Annotated in this window: 11 protein-coding genes, 1 tRNA gene and 2 pseudogenes; 6 read left to right on the top strand and 8 right to left on the bottom strand. The window is 63.3% G+C overall.

Annotated elements, in window-relative coordinates; translation table 11 throughout:
- The first annotated feature begins 101 nt into the window (after window positions 1-101).
- Window positions 102-1,130, top strand: coding sequence for a LacI family DNA-binding transcriptional regulator (locus H5J25_RS03740; RefSeq protein WP_202094808.1), 1,029 nt, complete (start codon window positions 102-104; stop codon window positions 1,128-1,130).
- Window positions 1,127-2,639: pseudogene (locus tag H5J25_RS03735) on the top strand (MFS transporter). The gene H5J25_RS03740 and the pseudogene H5J25_RS03735 overlap by 4 nt, the downstream one beginning before the upstream one ends.
- Before the next feature lie 1,110 nt (window positions 2,640-3,749).
- Here H5J25_RS03735 and H5J25_RS03730 read toward each other — a convergent pair.
- Entirely contained in the window at window positions 3,750-4,313 is a 564-nt protein-coding gene (locus tag H5J25_RS03730; protein WP_225883328.1) for a helix-turn-helix domain-containing protein, read from the bottom strand.
- A 134-nt stretch (window positions 4,314-4,447) separates the two neighbouring features.
- Here H5J25_RS03730 and H5J25_RS03725 point away from each other — a divergent pair, with 134 nt between their 5' ends.
- Window positions 4,448-5,905, top strand: coding sequence for a phage integrase SAM-like domain-containing protein (locus H5J25_RS03725; RefSeq protein WP_202094806.1), 1,458 nt, complete (start codon window positions 4,448-4,450; stop codon window positions 5,903-5,905).
- A gap of 188 nt (window positions 5,906-6,093) precedes the next feature.
- Here H5J25_RS03725 and H5J25_RS03720 read toward each other — a convergent pair whose 3' ends face one another.
- Window positions 6,094-6,465, bottom strand: a complete 372-nt coding sequence (locus H5J25_RS03720) for a DUF1622 domain-containing protein (protein WP_202094805.1) — start codon at window positions 6,463-6,465, stop codon at window positions 6,094-6,096.
- Window positions 6,466-6,797: 332 nt separating this feature from the next.
- On the opposite strand from H5J25_RS03720, the gene H5J25_RS03715 reads away from it, so the two are divergent.
- Window positions 6,798-7,079, top strand: coding sequence for a hypothetical protein (locus tag H5J25_RS03715; protein ID WP_202094804.1), 282 nt, complete (start codon window positions 6,798-6,800; stop codon window positions 7,077-7,079).
- A 340-nt stretch (window positions 7,080-7,419) separates the two neighbouring features.
- On the opposite strand, the gene H5J25_RS03710 is transcribed toward H5J25_RS03715, so the two are convergent.
- Window positions 7,420-7,494, bottom strand: a tRNA-Val gene (locus H5J25_RS03710).
- An 81-nt stretch (window positions 7,495-7,575) separates the two neighbouring features.
- On the bottom strand, window positions 7,576-7,953 hold the full coding sequence (gene cpdR / locus H5J25_RS03705; protein ID WP_202094803.1) for a cell cycle two-component system response regulator CpdR: 378 nt from the start codon (window positions 7,951-7,953) through the stop codon (window positions 7,576-7,578).
- 113 nt (window positions 7,954-8,066) lie between these two features.
- Here cpdR and H5J25_RS03700 point away from each other — a divergent pair, with 113 nt between their 5' ends.
- Entirely contained in the window at window positions 8,067-8,723 is a 657-nt protein-coding gene (locus H5J25_RS03700) for an N-formylglutamate amidohydrolase (protein WP_404829572.1), read from the top strand.
- A 35-nt stretch (window positions 8,724-8,758) separates the two neighbouring features.
- A complete protein-coding gene (locus H5J25_RS21515; protein WP_404829571.1) occupies window positions 8,759-8,911 on the top strand; it encodes a hypothetical protein in 153 nt (50 codons plus the stop codon).
- 351 nt (window positions 8,912-9,262) lie between these two features.
- On the opposite strand, the gene lpdA is transcribed toward H5J25_RS21515, so the two are convergent.
- The 4 genes and pseudogenes from lpdA to sucD form a co-directional block, all read right to left on the bottom strand.
- The gene (gene lpdA, locus H5J25_RS03695) at window positions 9,263-10,654 is read right to left on the bottom strand and encodes a dihydrolipoyl dehydrogenase (RefSeq protein ID WP_202094802.1); all 1,392 of its coding nucleotides are present in this window, start codon (window positions 10,652-10,654) and stop codon (window positions 9,263-9,265) included.
- A gap of 112 nt (window positions 10,655-10,766) precedes the next feature.
- Window positions 10,767-12,020 (bottom strand): 2-oxoglutarate dehydrogenase complex dihydrolipoyllysine-residue succinyltransferase, encoded by a 1,254-nt coding sequence (gene odhB / locus H5J25_RS03690; RefSeq protein ID WP_202094801.1) that lies wholly within the window; start codon window positions 12,018-12,020, stop codon window positions 10,767-10,769.
- A gap of 31 nt (window positions 12,021-12,051) precedes the next feature.
- Window positions 12,052-14,989 (bottom strand): annotated as a pseudogene (locus H5J25_RS03685) (2-oxoglutarate dehydrogenase E1 component).
- Window positions 14,990-15,059: 70 nt separating this feature from the next.
- Entirely contained in the window at window positions 15,060-15,944 is an 885-nt protein-coding gene (sucD, locus tag H5J25_RS03680; protein ID WP_202094800.1) for a succinate--CoA ligase subunit alpha, read from the bottom strand.
- Window positions 15,945-15,987 lie beyond the last annotated feature (43 nt).

Genomic DNA, 15,987 nt, shown 5'->3' with positions numbered 1-15,987 from the left:
CCGGCAACAGGTCGAGCGTTGACGGACCTGGGGATCTGGGCTCTTGTTTCGATCATCAGGTCCGCGCCCGACGGACGCCAGGAGAGCCAGACCCCCCACCGATGCAGCGCAAGCCGACCTCCTTCGACATCGCGCAGATGGCAGGCGTTTCGCAGTCGACGGTGTCGCGTGCGCTGCGGGGCAGTTCGACCGTCAGCGTCGGCACGCGCCAGCGGATCGAGGCCGTCGCCCGGCAGCTCAATTACACGGTCGATCGTGTCGCCTCCAACCTCCGGTCCGGGCGCACGCGCACGCTCGCGGTGCTGTTGTTCCAGGATCCGTCGCCCGACGAGTCCGGAGTGAACCCGTTCTTCCTCGCGATGCTGGGATCGATGATGCGCGCCTGTGCCGAACATGAGCACGATCTGCTGTTGTCGTTCCAGCAGATGCGCAGCGACTGGCACACCGAATATGAGAACAGCCACCGCGCCGATGGCCTGATCCTGCTCGGCTACGGCGATTATGCCGATTACAGCGCCAAGGTCGAACAGCTGGTCGCGCAGCAGACGCATTTCGTGCGCTGGGGATCGGTGCAGCCCAGCGATCCCGGGCTGACCGTCGGCTGCGACAATCGCGGTGGTGCGGCCGCGGCGACCCGCCATCTGCTGGAAAGCGGTTGCCGGCGCATCGCGTTCCTGGGCGACGCGACCGATCATTACCCCGAATTTCGCGATCGCCACCGCGGCTATGTCGATGCACTGGCAGCGGCGGGACTGACGCCGGACCCGGACCTGTGCGTTACCGCCCTGTCGAGCGGAGAGGACGGCGCGCGCGCCGCGCGCACATTGCTGGCGCGGGGCGCAGCGTTCGACGGAGTGGTCGCGGCGAGCGACTTGATCGCGCTGGCCGCGATGAGCGTCTTCGATGCCGCAGGGCTGCGCGTGCCCGACGACGTGAAACTGGTCGGGTTCGACGACATCCCTGCCGCCTCGCTCGCCAATCCGCCGCTGACGACGGTGGCGCAGGATGCAGGGGCAGCGGGACGCGCGCTGGTCGAGACGCTGCTCGATCGTATAGCCGCTCGCGCGGTGTCGAGCCGCATGCTGCCGACCCGCCTAATCGTTCGGCGATCCACGGAGGGACGACAGTGAGCGATCAGCCCCGCGCGACCAAGCCACGCCAGAGCTGGCCCGGCCTGTGGAACATCTCGTTCGGATTCTTCGGCATCCAGATCGGCTTCGCGCTTCAGAACGCGAATATGAGCCGCATCTTCCAGTCGCTCGGCACGTCGGTCGACGATCTGCCCGCGCTGTGGGTCGCGGCGCCGTTGACGGGACTCGTCATCCAGCCTGTCATCGGGCATCTCAGCGACCGGACCTGGTTCGGCCGGCTCGGGCGGCGGCGACCGTATTTCCTGGCGGGCGCGGTGCTCGGGGGCGCTAGCGCTGTTCGTCATGCCACTCGCGGGGAGTTTCGCAGCACCATTGCTGTTCGCCGCGACGATGCTGTGGGTGCTCGACGCCAACCTCAACATCTCGATGGAGCCGTTCCGCGCCTTCGTCGGCGACATGCTGGGGCGCGATCAGCACGCAGCGGGCTATTCGGTGCAGACCGCCTTCATCGGCGCGGGAGCAGTTGTGGGGTCGATCTTTCCCTATGCGCTCGAACGGTTGGGCGTATCGAACGCAGCGGCGGCGGGGACGATCCCGGATACGGTGCGCTACGCCTTTTGGTTCGGGGGCCTTGCGCTCTTTCTCGCGGTGCTGTGGACCGTGGTGACGACGCGCGAATTTTCGCCGGCGGAAATGGCCGAGTTCGACGGGCCGGCGCCACCCGACGCGGGCGCTTCGGCGCTTGCGCAGCGCGGTATCGCCTCCGGCGGTGCGTGGATCGCGGCCGGCGTCGCGGTCGCCGTGATTACCGGTGCCTTCGATCTCGAGAAGGAAGTGTATTTGCTCGGCGGTCTGCTCGGCGGGTACGGGCTGGCGAGCATGATCGCGATCACCCGGGCGCGGCGTGGGCACGCGCCCGGCATTCTCGGCCATATCGTCGGCGATTTCGCTGGCATGCCCGACCTGATGAAGCGGCTGGCCCTCGTTCAGTTCTTTTCCTGGTCCGCATTGTTCATCATGTGGATCAACACGACCCCGGTCGTCGCGCTTCATTTCTTCGGTGCGAGCGGTCCCGAGAGTCCGGCGTTCCAGACCGGTGCCAACTGGGTCAACGTGCTGTTCACGGTCTATAACGGCGTGGCGGCGGTCGCGGCGCTGACGCTGTTGCCGTGGCTGGCCAACTCGATCGGTCGCGTGCGCACGCACATCGCGGCGTTGCTGTGCGGCGCGGCGGGGTTCGCAAGCTTCTTCGTCATTCGTGATCCGCAGATGCTGATAGTGAGCGAGATCGGCGTCGGCATCGCCTGGGCCTCGATCCTCGCGATGCCCTATGCGATCCTTGCGTCCAGCCTGCCGCAGGGCAAGCTTGGCATCTACATGGGATTGTTCAACATATTCGTCGTCGTGCCGCAATTGCTCGTCGCGACCGTGATGGGCAGCATCACCAAATATTTCTTCCCGACCGAGCCGATCTATACGATGGCCTTCGCCGCCGTCGTCTTGATTGCGGCGTCACTCGCCATGCTCCGGGTGCCGCGAGCTTCGTAACGGTATTAATATTTGCTGAGTTTTCTTTCTTTTACCGACAGATAAGATATATAGATTTTATATGAAATATATTGCTAGATGTTTTATTCTCTAACCGCTTATAGATCAGTCAATCCTGTGGCAGGACTATATCTAACATATTAGATTGTATAGATACTGAAGTTACTTTAATGCAGCTATCCATCAATTGCAATTTTATTTAGCGCCTACTTTTGGAATAGGACTTACTAGAATATATTTTTTTTCACCAATCTCTATTGGTATTACTCGTCAAAACGCTGTATATTTTAATGTATCACTGTCTTAACACAGAGAATGATGTCAGTCGTTATCGAAAAACAGACTTTGCGCACTATGCCATTATCAATCAATCGATTACGCTCCTGCAACGTAAAGTGAACGAACGACTGCTTACCACAGTCGCTGCCTAAAAGCGGACACGCCGCTATCCACCACACTCTGACGTTCAGAACGCCTTCGGTTTCTCAAAAGTGGGCTGACTGCTTTCGTCCAACGCTAATCCTGAGTTAGGGCCGCTTCATGATCAGCAGCGGCCCCAGACTGGCCCGCGCCCCCGGACATCCCTTCGGTAGTCGAGAGCAGGCCTGGCGAACCTACTGGTACCGCCAGCTCAAAGTCAGCCCGTACGTCGCCGGCCTCCCGGTATAGCGGGCGCGCGTCCGATACGCGGCGCGATTATACAGAGGTGTGCACAGTGTCCTTTTGCCGACGCGTCAGACCGCAATCCCGCCGGAGACTGCTTGGCCGGCATGGACAGGCCTCTCGCCCTGTCCCGGCGAGCTCTCCCAGGTCCGCCTCTGCGATCAACATTCATCCTAACCGCGGTTTTGAAAGATCCCAGGAACCCAGCGTGAGATCTGACGAAGTAGATGGTGAGGTGAAAATGATAATCGGGAAGAGGATGGCCGGCGCTAGGCCACGACGAGTGCGGGTGCCCGCCTGGCGTATCCGAGGGGCGCGATATAGATCTGTCAGCCGACGCCCATTCCACGGGAGGGAAGGCGCCGTCGTGACCAGCGTCGGCATCGCCGCCATCCGACCATGCGGTTCGGGCTGCCGCGCACTGCAGTCCGACGGGCTTCGAACTGATCAGACGAGCAACCATAACCGATGCAGTTCAGGATGGCGAAACCGAAGCCGCCTGAACTCCCTGTCCAAATTCAAGTCGTCTGGTTCGTCGATGAAGGCACGGCTACGCGGCGCCTCGCCGCGCTCTATTCGGGAAAGCTGCGAAGCCGACAGGCCGCAGCGTTGCGAAAGGTCCCGTAGGCTTAGCCCTTCGAGCTTACGCCCCTCGCGGAGGTCGCCTCCAAGAGCCAACCTGAGATCCGCACGCGGATGAGCGTCCACGGGGCGGGAACGCCGTTCTGCTTCGCCCCGGACCGCAATCATGTCCCATGTGAGGTCGAGTTCCTCCATCAGCCTGTCGAGCGTACCAGGCCTGGGCCAGGCGGCGCCCATCTCGATAGCGGACAAGCTCGGCCTGGCGATGGAGACCGCATCCGCCAGTTCCTGCTGAGTGCCAAAGACCAACCGGCGACGGCGCCTGATTATGTCGCCCAGATCAGTCCTGAAGCCCGCATATCCACGAGGAAGCCTCGATCTGCTCGCGCGCGCCAAACGTATCCCCCCTGAATTGTCAGGTTGTTGCATATCAGCAGCACCATCAGCCTACAACCGCCGCATGACGATGGCCCACCGCTCCGACCTGCCTGCGACCTTCCTTCGAAAGTCGACGGCAAGAGGGCGCGACGGCTGTGAAACGAACCAACATCGGAGACCGACCTATGGTTGAGGACATTCCGGACCTCGCGCGCCGGTGGTCACGCGCGATCGAGCGCGGCCGGGGAATTCGCATCGAGGCCGCCGATCTCGACCTGCTCACAGACATCGGCGTGAACGACATCATACAGGCCGCCGCGGCCGAGAAACTGAAGGAACGGGCGAAATGGCGCGCAAACCAGCGAAGCGGGGGCTCTACGAGCGCGGCATATACTGGCTCGACTGGGACCGACGGTCCGACGGCAGTCTTCGATCCCCCCCACCTCACCATCTTCTGGTACGATCCAGAGCGAGGACGCACACGCTCTGCTGGCACGCGCACAGGAGACCTCGCAGCCGCCAAGAAGGCGCTAGATCGCCTCTATCTTGAGCAGACGGAGGGGGAACTGATCTGTCCTACATGCGGGCAGCGTCGGAACGCCGCTACCGACATGCTTGCCCTGCGGGCGATCATCGATTTCCTGACGACCCATGAGGATGCCCCCTCGATCAAGGCTATCCGTCCGCGTCTAAACCATGTGGTACGCTATATCGCGACGCTTGCCTCCCCGGAGATCCGCTGCTCGAAGATAGACGAGGCGTGGATAGCGAAGTTCCGAGATTGGCTCCTGAAGCAGCCGGTTGTCAGCAGCGCCGGAAACGAGCGCGATGCCCCGCGAACGCCCTCGGCCGTCGAGAACTCCGTGCTGCAGCTGGCGGCGGCGATCAATGCCGCCTATCGGCGGGGCGACATCTCCCGACCCGCGGCGTTCAAGCCGATTCCGACCAAGGAGCTCAACCAGACACCGCAGCGCCGGCTGTCGGTCAAGGAGCTTGCGGACGCGTTCAACTACGCGACCGATCCCCGCTATCCGACGAAGCGTCTGGGCCTCCACCGCTTCCTGATGCTGAGCGTCGGGACCGGAGCGAGGCCAGACGCCGTCCATGACTTCTCTACAGATCCGAAGCGCCGGCAGTGGAACTCCGATCGTCGGGTCATCGCGTTCAATCCGGCAGGCCGCCGCCAGACACGCAAGCGTCGCGCCACGGTGATAGCCCCGGCGCACCTCGCAGCCCGCATTGACGAGGTGGATGGATTCTTCGTGCCCTTCGTCTCGGTCAAGTCCGCCTGGGAGACCATGGTCCGTAAGCTCGGTTGGCCTGCGGACGGCGAGGGCGGGATGAAACTCATCCGACGCTCGGTCGGCCAGCTCCTCAGGGATGCAGGGACATCCCGGGCCTGGTCGGCCGAGTGGCAGGATCCTTCGCTCAAGGTCCCGGGTGAACAGATCGAGGTCCAGCTCGGGCACCGCGTCATCGACAGCGTGACCGACCTCTACGCCGGTTTCGATCCGGAGTATCAGGGTGCCGCGACATCGGCGCTCGAGGCAATAATGAACGCCATTGTAGAACTCTGTCCCAGGGCCTTCACTTCGCAAACCCTCCAGCCGGAAGGGACTACCGAGGACGACGACGGCGATTGATCCGCCTCACGCAGAGGATGCTTCGACCCTCATCATGCTTGCCGTCCAGAGCCGCCCGCCCCCCTCGCAGGAGCGCATCCAGAGCTCGGGTGAGTAGCTTCCGCGGCTTTGATCGAGCCATCGAAAGCTTCCCTCGCGAGCGACCGCCCGACATCCATGAAACGCGGGGCAAACGGTGGAAGAAGCAGTCAGCCCTGCTGCGGGGTCTGAGCTGACTTCTGCCACGGCCAGCGTACGTCGATCTCCACCTCGAGCGAGAAGCTGAGGAACGTTCTGATCAGAACGATGCCGGCGAGGATCACGAGGCTGCCCACCGTCGGCTCGATAGCTACCGTATTGATGATGTCCGCCGCCACGAGAAACTCGAGACCCAGAAGGATCGAGCGACCGAGGCTCGATCTGAAATCGGACACGAGCTGCGCGCGCGGCGACGAACGCCTGCAGAGATGCACAAGGAAGATCGCGAGCGAACCGAAGGCCCCCGCCACGATGATCATCGTGCCCACGATCTCCACGGCCGAAGTCGCGAGATGTATCCAGTACGCTTCGTTGTCTACCATGGCTCGAACTAACGGGAAGGGACTATCCAGTCAAAACCGATAGGGTCGCATACCTCCATCGACGCCGTCGGTTCATCGGCATAGGTTCTACCGCCTCTACACGTAGCGGTGAACGTCGCCCCTCATCGGCTAATCCCGCCTTCCTGCGGCGGACATACATCCAATCCGGTAGCAACTTTCGTTGACATCCCCGCCCCCGGCTTTGCCTATCGGACCCGCACGGCATTCAACTCAACCGAGGACAAAATGTGATGCGAGAACCGCCTCATCGAGCCGATCCGCCGGGGAACTCCGCCGACCATGGTCGCTCGCTCGCAGAGACAGCACTTCGAATGCTACGCGATCGGGAGGTCATTCGGCACAGCCTCCCGACCGGCTATGTCAACGAGGCGCCAACGACGATCCTTCTGTCGCTCTATCTCTCCACTGCAGCGCTGTCCGAGGCCGTCGTCGCCAGCGCCCTCGAAGCAGATGGATATCCGCGGGCGACCAAGCGGTGGTTCACCGTCATCGTGACCGACGGACTGGCTCGCAGGAAGGACGGGAAGATCGAGCTGACGGGGGCCGGCCTTGAGCTCGTCGAGCAAATCCTGGCGCAGCTCGGCGTAGAGTAAGGGCATCACCGCTAGGCGGGATGTCCGCTGGATTCAGACGAGCATACGCAAACCAGATCCAGACCGGAGGAAATCGCACGAGATGGTTCTACCGCGTGCCTAAGGTCCAACGGCTACAGATGGCCGGCGCGCGAGAGGCGTCCTGGGTCCACCAGCCTTGGCCGGCGGCAGATTCCGGGTGCGGGCAGCGTGACGCTAACGCTGCAGGCGAAGCCTCGGGCTCTATTCGTTCCCGCTGCGTTCGGTCGATACACCGGAGTGACACCGGGCCGATCTCGTCCGGCCAATCCTTGAGGGCACAAAAAAGCCCCGCAACCCATTAAGATTGCGGGGCTTTTTATGGTGGGCGTGGCAAGGATTGAACTTGCGACCCCTGCGATGTCAACACAGTGCTCTACCACTGAGCTACACGCCCACGAGGAGGGTGCCTCTAGCCGGGGTTTTGCGGGGACGCAAGGCAGTTACTGCGACTGCCCGCGAATTATCCGGGAACCCTTCAGAGACCGCCGTGCGCGCTCTCGGTTTCGAACATCCGATCGACCTCCAGCACCAGGTCGCGCAGGTGGAACGGCTTGGACAGCACACGGGCTTGCGGCATCTGCTTGCCGGCCTTCAATGTGACGGCAGCGAAGCCGGTAATGAACATGACCCGCAAGTCCGGCACCAACTCGCCCGCCTTCTGCGCGAGTTCGATCCCGTCCATCTCCGGCATCACGATATCGGTGAGCAGGAGATCGAAATGTTCGGTTTCCAGCAACGGAATCGCCGCCGTCCCCCGATCGACCGCGGCGACCGAATAGCCCGACCGTTCGAGCGCGCGCGTCAGATATTCGCGCATCACGCGATCGTCTTCGGCCAGCAGAATCCTGATCATGTAAACGCCACCCGGTTTTTCGTCCGCGATGCTTATGCGCAAACCCCTTAAGAAATTCCAGCCTCGACGCACCGCAATTGCGGCCGGAGCGGGAGGCGCATAGGTTGAATGGAATGGCGCCCTCCCCTTCCTTCGACATTCACGGCCCGTCGACGCCCGTCAGCCCCGTCATACTGTCCGTTCCGCATGGCGGGCGCGACTATCCGCTTGCGCTGCGCGCTGCGTTGCGCGTGCCGGTGGAGGCGTTGCTGCCGCTGGAGGACCGGCATGTCGATACGCTGGCGCTACAGGCGCTCGGCGGCGAAACCATGCTGGTGCAACGCCGTGCGCGCGCCTGGATCGACCTGAATCGCGCGGAAAACGAGCGCGATCCGCATATCGATGGCGGGGCGGACCGGCGCAGCCTCGGGCTCCAGTCCGCGAAGGTGCGGGGCGGAATCGGATTGATCCCGCGCCGCATAGCGTCGGCGGGCGAGATCTGGCGTCGGAAGCTGGACGGCGAAGAGGTGATGGCGCGGATCGCTCAGGATCATCGCCCTTATCATGCGGCGCTTGCGGCCGCGCTGTCCGCCGCCCGCGCGCGGTTCGGCGTGGCGGTGCTGCTCGACGTGCATTCGATGCCGTCGCTTGCCAGTGGCACGCAGATCGTACTGGGCGACCGCTTTTCCCGGTCGGCGGGGGGGCGGTTCGTTCACCGGCTGGAGGCGGAGGTGTACGCCGCCGGTTTATCCTGCGCGATCAACACGCCTTATGCCGGGGGCATATCCTGAACCTGCACGGGCATCCGGACCGTGGTGTCCATGCCGTGCAGGTGGAATTCGACCGCGCGCTGTACCTCGACCGCGCGGGTGACCAGCCAGGCGGCGGGATGGCCGCGATGGCGACATTGCTACGTAATATCATCACGGCACTGGCTGACGAAGCGCTAGCCGTCCCCACACCACTCGCCGCCGAATGACCGAAAAAAACCACCTCGCGCTAATGCACGAGGTGGCCAAGGTTCAGGGAGGAGGTACGCTAGAAGCGTACCGCAAGGTCCGCGAAAGGGGGGGACACGAACCTTGTGATGGCGATATAGGAAAGACGATTTGGGGCTTCAAGGCCTTTTGTGTCGCAAATTGTCGCGACGCGATTTCACCGAAAAGCTGCGCGAAAAACGTCGCCTGAAAAAGGTACGCCCCCGCGCACCGATGATGCCGCGCGCGATCCTATATACACCGACTTTCCCGCGGCATGTCTGGAGAAGGCCGCGGATCATCTCCGATCGGACGGTGGCTCCCTGCTGTTCCGAAGATGCGGCGGGCCGCGATCAGATGTGGATCGGCTTGCCCTGCACCGCCATCGCGGCTTCCTTGATGGCCTCGCTGTGCGTCGGATGCGCGTGGCAGGTATAGGCGATGTCTTCCGACGTAGCGCCGAATTCCATCGCCTGAGCCGCCTGCGCGATCATCGTGCCGCCGGGCACGGCGATGCACCACACGCCCAGCACCCGGTCGCTCTTGGCGTCCGCGATGATCTTCACGAAACCGTCCGGCTCGTGATTGGTCTTGGCACGGCTGTTCGCCATCATCGGGAACTTGCCGACCTTGACCTCACCCTTTTCGCGCGCGGCTTCCTCGGTCAGGCCGACGCCTGCGATTTCGGGCCAGGTATAGACGACCGACGGAATGATGTCGTGATTCACGATACCGGTCAGACCGGCGATATTCTCGGCAACCGCAATGCCTTCGTCCTCGGCCTTGTGCGCGAGCATCGGGCCGGGGATGACATCGCCGATAGCCCAGATGCCGGAAACGCTCGTCTCGAAGCGATGGCCGGTCTCGATCTGGCCACGTTGGTTGACGGAAAGCCCGGCATTTTCCAGCGCGAGGCCATCAGTATTCGGCTTGCGGCCGATCGACACCAATACGACATCGGCCTCCAGCGTCTCGGCAGCGCCACCGGCGGCGGGCTCCAGCGTCAACGTCGCCTTGTCACCGTTCACGGCAACGCCCGTCACCTTGGTCGACAGCTTGAACTCGATGCCCTGCTTCTTGAATATCTTGTTCGATTCCTTGCGAATCTCGCCATCGAAGCCGGGCAGGATCTGGTCGAGATATTCGACGCAGGTGACCTTTGCACCAAGACGACGCCACACGCTGCCCAGTTCCAGCCCGATCACGCCGCCGCCGATCACCACCATATGCTCGGGAACGCGTTCCAGCTCCAGCGCGCCGGTGCTGTCCACGATGATCTTCTGGTCGATCGTCACGCCGGGAAGCGCGGTGACGCTGGACCCGGTCGCGATCACGATGTCCTTGGCCGTAACGGTCCGCTCACCGACCTGAACGGTATGGGCGTCGACGAAAGCGCCGCGGCCCTTGATCCATTCGACCTTGTTCTTCTTGAATAGGAACGCGATGCCGCCCGTCAACTGCTTGACCGCATCGACGCGTTGCGCGTGCATCTGCGGCAGGTCGAGCTCCGGCGTCACCTTGATGCCCAGCTTGGCCATCGTGCCGTTGGCTGCATGATCGAACAGTTCGCTCGCATGCAGCATCGCCTTGGACGGGATGCAACCGACGTTGAGGCACGTGCCGCCGAGTGTCTCGCGGCTTTCGACGCATGCGGTGCGCAGGCCGAGCTGCGCCGCACGGATCGCCGCGACATAGCCGCCGGGGCCGGAGCCGATCACCAGAACGTCGAAATCGTATTCAGCCATCACACACTCCGTTCGCCCGGCGCTGTCGCGGGACTACACTTTCTTCCGCGACGAGAGGCACGGTGCCCCGACAAAACCGGCACGAACGGAAGATAGGGATTTACGCGTCGTATTACAGGTCGATCAAAATCCGCGTCGGGTCTTCGATCGCATTCTTCAGCGCGACGAGGAACGTCACCGCCTCGCGACCGTCGATCAGACGGTGATCGTAGCTGAGCGCCAGATACATCATCGGGCGGATCACGATCTGGCCGTTCACGACGACCGCGCGGTCCTCGATCCGGTGCAGGCCGAGTACGGCCGACTGCGGCGGGTTGATGATCGGGGTCGACATCAGCGAGCCGAATACGCCGCCGTTCGAGATGGTGAAGGTACCGCCCTTCATTTCTTCCATCTTCAGGCTGCCGTCCTTCGCCCGACGACCGAAATCGCCGATCGTCTTCTCGATCTGCGCGACCGACATCTGGTCGGCGTCGCGGATAACCGGAACGACCAGCCCGCCCGGGCCGGACACGGCGACCGAGATATCAGCGTAATCGTGGTAGACGATCTCATCGCCTTCGATCGACGCGTTAACGCTCGGCAGATCCTTCAGCGCCATGCATGCGGCCTTCGCGAAGAAGCCCATGAAGCCCAGACGGACGCCATGCTTCTTCTCGAACAGATCCTTGTACTTGGCACGTGCCTCGATGACCGCGGTCATGTCGACGTCGTTGAACGTCGTCAGCATCGCGGCAGTATTCTGCGCTTCCTTCAACCGCTTGGCGATCGTCTGGCGCAGGCGCGTCATCCGCACGCGCTCTTCCTTGCGACCCGACGCGGCAGCAACCGACGGCGCGACGGCCGGCTCGGGGGCAGCGGCCGGCGCTGCCGCGGGCTTGGCCGAGGCAGCGGCGGTCACGTCTTCCTTGGTGATGCGACCGTCCTTGCCCGTGCCCTTGACGGTCGCCGGATCGACGCCGAATTCCAGCACGGCGCGGCGGACGGAAGGGCTGAGCGCGGCGGGGCCGTTGTCGGACGGAGCGGCGGGCGCCTGCTGACCGGCGGGCGCAGACGGTGCCGCCTCAGCCGGCACAGGCGACGCCGTCACGGCCGGCTGCGGCGCAGTTGCGGCGGCGGGAGCGCCATCACCGGCATCGATCGTCGCGATCATCGCACCGACCTCGACCGTGTCGCCGACCTTGACCGCGTGCGCGCCCATGACGCCCGCAACCGGGCTGGGAACCTCCACCGAGACCTTGTCGGTTTCCAGGCTGGCGATCGGCTCATCGACCGCCACCGCGTCGCCCGGCTGCTTCAGCCATTCACCGAGCGTCGCTTCGGTGATCGATTCGCCCAGAACTGGGACTTTGACTTCGGTTGCCATCTTTTCGTTCCTCGAACCCGGCAAGCGGGCGTTAGTTCTTGCGGGTACGGCGGATTTCTTCGCGGACGCTATGGCCGAGCGCATCGGCAATGAGCGCGGCCTGTTCCATCTGGTGACGCTTCATCAGGCCAGTGGCCGGCGATGCCGACGCAGCGCGGCCGGCATAGCGTGGACGCTGCACCTGACCGCCGGCTTCGACCAGACAGTCCTCGATAAAGGGTTCGACGAAGGTCCACGCACCGTTGTTGCGCGGCTCTTCCTGCGCCCAGACGACTTCCTCAATATTGGTCATCCGCTTCAGGCGCGCGACCAGAGGCTCGCCCGGGAACGGATACAGCTGTTCGAGACGCACGATCGCGGTGCCCGTATCGCCAGCCGCATCGCGCGCTTCCATCAGGTCGTAGGCGACCTTGCCGGTGCACAGGACCAGACGCTTAACGTCCGCGTCCGCGGGTGCCGACGGGTCGCTCAGGATACGCATGAAGTGGCTGTCGCCCAGGAAGTCCGACGCCTTCGACACGGCCAGCTTGTGCCGCAGCAGCGACTTGGGGGTGAAGACGATCAGCGGCTTGCGGAAGCTGCGATGCATCTGCCGGCGCAGCAGGTGGAAATAGTTGGCCGGCGTCGTGCAGTTCGCGACCTGCATATTGTCTTGCGCGCACAGTTGCAGGAAGCGTTCGGGGCGTGCGGACGAATGCTCCGGACCCTGCCCTTCATAGCCGTGCGGCAGCAGCATGACGAGGCCGTTGGCGCGCAGCCACTTGGCTTCGCCGCTGGCGATGAACTGATCGATCATGATCTGCGCACCGTTCATGAAGTCGCCGAACTGCGCCTCCCACAGGACTAGCGTCTTCGGATCGGCCAGCGCATAGCCATATTCGAAGCCGAGCACGCCATACTCCGACAGCGGCAGAATCGAGCACTTCGAAACTGCCATGCTCGACCGTCCAGAGCGGGACGTACTTATGCTCGTCGGTCTGGTCGACCCACACCGCGTGACGCTGGCTGAACGTGCCGCGGCCCGAATCCTGGCCCGACAGACGGACGCCATATCCTTCGGACAGCAACGATCCGAACGCGAGCGCCTCGCCCGTCGCCCAGTCGAAGTTCGCGCCCGCGCGGAACATCTCGCGCTTGGCCTCCAGCACGCGGTTGAGCGTCTTGTGTACGGTCAGCCCTTCCGGAACAGTGGTCAGCGTACGCCCGAGCGAGTCGAACAACTTCTGCTCGATCCCGGTTTCTACGTTGCGCCGCGACTGATCGCCGTCGGCCGGGGCATGCAAGCCGGACCAGCGACCGGCGAACCAGTCCGCCTTGTTCGGCTTGTACGACGCGCCCGCTTCGAACTCGCCTTCCAGCAGCGTGGTGAACTGCTTGACGTTCTCGTCGATCCAGGCGCGATCGATGACCTTCTGCTCGATCAGCTTCTGGCCGTACACTTCGCTCACCGGAGGGTGCGACTTGATCCGGTCATACATCAGCGGCTGGGTGAAGCTCGGCTCGTCGCCCTCGTTGTGGCCGTTGCGGCGATAGCACCACATGTCGATCACCACGTCGCGGTGGAACGTCTGGCGATATTCGATTGCCATCTTGCAAGCGAAGGTCACGGCTTCGGGATCGTCGCCATTGACGTGGAAGATCGGCGCCTGAACGCCCTTCGCGACGTCGCTCGGATAGGGCGAACTGCGCGCGAATTGCGGGCTGGTGGTGAAGCCGATCTGGTTGTTGATGACGAAATGCAGGCAGCCGCCCGTATTGTAGCCGCGAATGCCCGAGAAACCGAGGCATTCCCACACGATCCCCTGCCCTGCAAAGGCTGCGTCGCCGTGGATCAGTACCGGCAGCGATGCCTTGTGCTCGCCCAGATCGCCCGCAATCGTCTGAATCGCGCGGACCTTGCCCAACACGACCGGATCCTCCGCCTCTAGATGGCTCGGGTTTGCGACCAGCGACATATGGACGCTGATGCCGTCGAACTCACGGTCTGTGCTGGTGCCCAGGTGATACTTCACGTCGCCCGAACCCGCGACATCGTCGGGGTTGTCCGATCCGCCGCCGAATTCGTGGAAGATGATCCGGTACGGCTTGGCCATCACGTTGGTCAGCACGTTGAGGCGGCCGCGATGTGCCATGCCGAACACGATCTCGTTGACGCCCAACTGGCCGCCATATTTGATCACGCTTTCCAGCGCCGGGATCATGCTCTCGCCGCCGTCCAGACCGAAGCGCTTCGTGCCGACATACTTCTTGCCGCAGAAACGCTCCCACTGCTCGGCTTCGATCACCTTGTTCAGGATCGCCTTCTTGCCCAGCGCGCTGAACTCGATCGCCTTGTCCTTGCCTTCCATGCGGTCCTGCAGGAAGCGGCGTTCCTCGACATCAGCGATATGCATGTATTCGAGGCCGACATTGCCGCAATAATTGGCGCGCAACGTGTCGACGAGTTCGCGGACCGTGGTCCATTGCAGACCCATCGTCCCGCCGAGATAGACCGGGCGATCAATGTCCGCTTCCGAAAAGCCGTGATATTCGGTGCGCAGATCGGCCGGCAATTCACGCGTCGCGTTCAGGCCGAGCGGATCGAGGTTTGCAGCGAGATGGCCGCGCACGCGGTAGGTGCGGATCAGCAGCATCGCACGGATCGGATCCGCCGCCGCCTTGACGATCGCATCCTGCGAGGGTGCGGCGGCAGGAGCCGCGGCCGGCTTCGCGCCGCCCTTGGCGGGCTTCGGCGCGGGTTCCATCTGGGTCGGATCGAGCGCGGAGGTCAGATCGTCCGTGCTGGTCAGCGGCCAGTTAGGCTGCTCCCAGCTCGGGCCCTGCGCGGTGCCTTCCAGCCCTTCGAACCACGAGCGCCACTGCGGCTCCACGCTGTCCGGCGATTCCTTGAAGCGCGCGTACAAAGTCTCGATGAACGCCGGGGAAACACCCCCGGCGATATCTGCGAAATCCTGGCCTTCATAGCCCATCGGCTGTTCCTCGGCGCATCCCTGGGGAGGTCAGGCGATGCTCTTTGTCCCGCCCTTAGGCAGGTAGTGATTAACCGTTCAGTACCGCGAGCAAGGTCTCACCCAGCTGCGATGGGCTTGCGGACACCTTGATGCCTGCGGCTTCCATCGCCGCGATCTTGCTTTCCGCATCGCCCTTGCCGCCCGAAACGATCGCACCGGCATGGCCCATGCGACGGCCCGGAGGCGCCGTGCGACCCGCGATGAAGCCGGCCATCGGCTTCTTGCGGCCACGCTTCGCCTCGTCGATCAGGAACTGCGCGGCCTGCTCCTCGGCATCGCCACCGATCTCGCCGATCATGATGATCGACTTGGTCGCTTCGTCCGCCAGGAACAGTTCGAGCACGTCGATGAAGTTCGTGCCGTTGACGGGATCGCCCCCGATGCCGACCGCGGTCGTCTGGCCGAGCCCTGCATTCGAGGTCTGGAACACAGCCTCATAGGTCAGCGTGCCCGAACGGCTGACGACGCCGACCGAACCTTCCTTGAAGATGCTGCCGGGCATGATCCCGATCTTGCACTGGTTCGGGGTCAGCACGCCCGGGCAGTTCGGGCCGATGAGGCGCGACTTGGAACCCGACAGCGAGCGCTTGACCTTGACCATGTCCAGCACCGGAACGCCTTCGGTGATGCAGACGATCAGCGGCACCTCGGCATCGATCGCCTCGAGGATCGAATCAGCGGCGAAGGGAGGCGGCACGTATATCACGCTGGCCGTCGCGCCGGTCGCGTGGACGGCTTCATGCACGGTGTTGAAGTTCGGCAGGCCGAGATGCTCCGTACCGCCCTTGCCCGGCGTGACGCCGCCGACCATCTGCGTGCCGTAAGCCAACGCCGCTTCGGTGTGGAAGCTGCCGGTCTTGCCGGTCATGCCCTGCGTGATGACCTTGGTGTTTTTGTCGACGAGGATGCTCATGCGAAGCCTTTTCCTTGGGGGAGAGTGCGAGGCATGAGCCCCA

Source organism: Sphingomonas aliaeris, from assembly GCF_016743815.1.
GTDB lineage: Bacteria > Pseudomonadota > Alphaproteobacteria > Sphingomonadales > Sphingomonadaceae > Sphingomonas > Sphingomonas aliaeris.
This window is presented reverse-complemented; position numbering and strand designations above follow the sequence as displayed.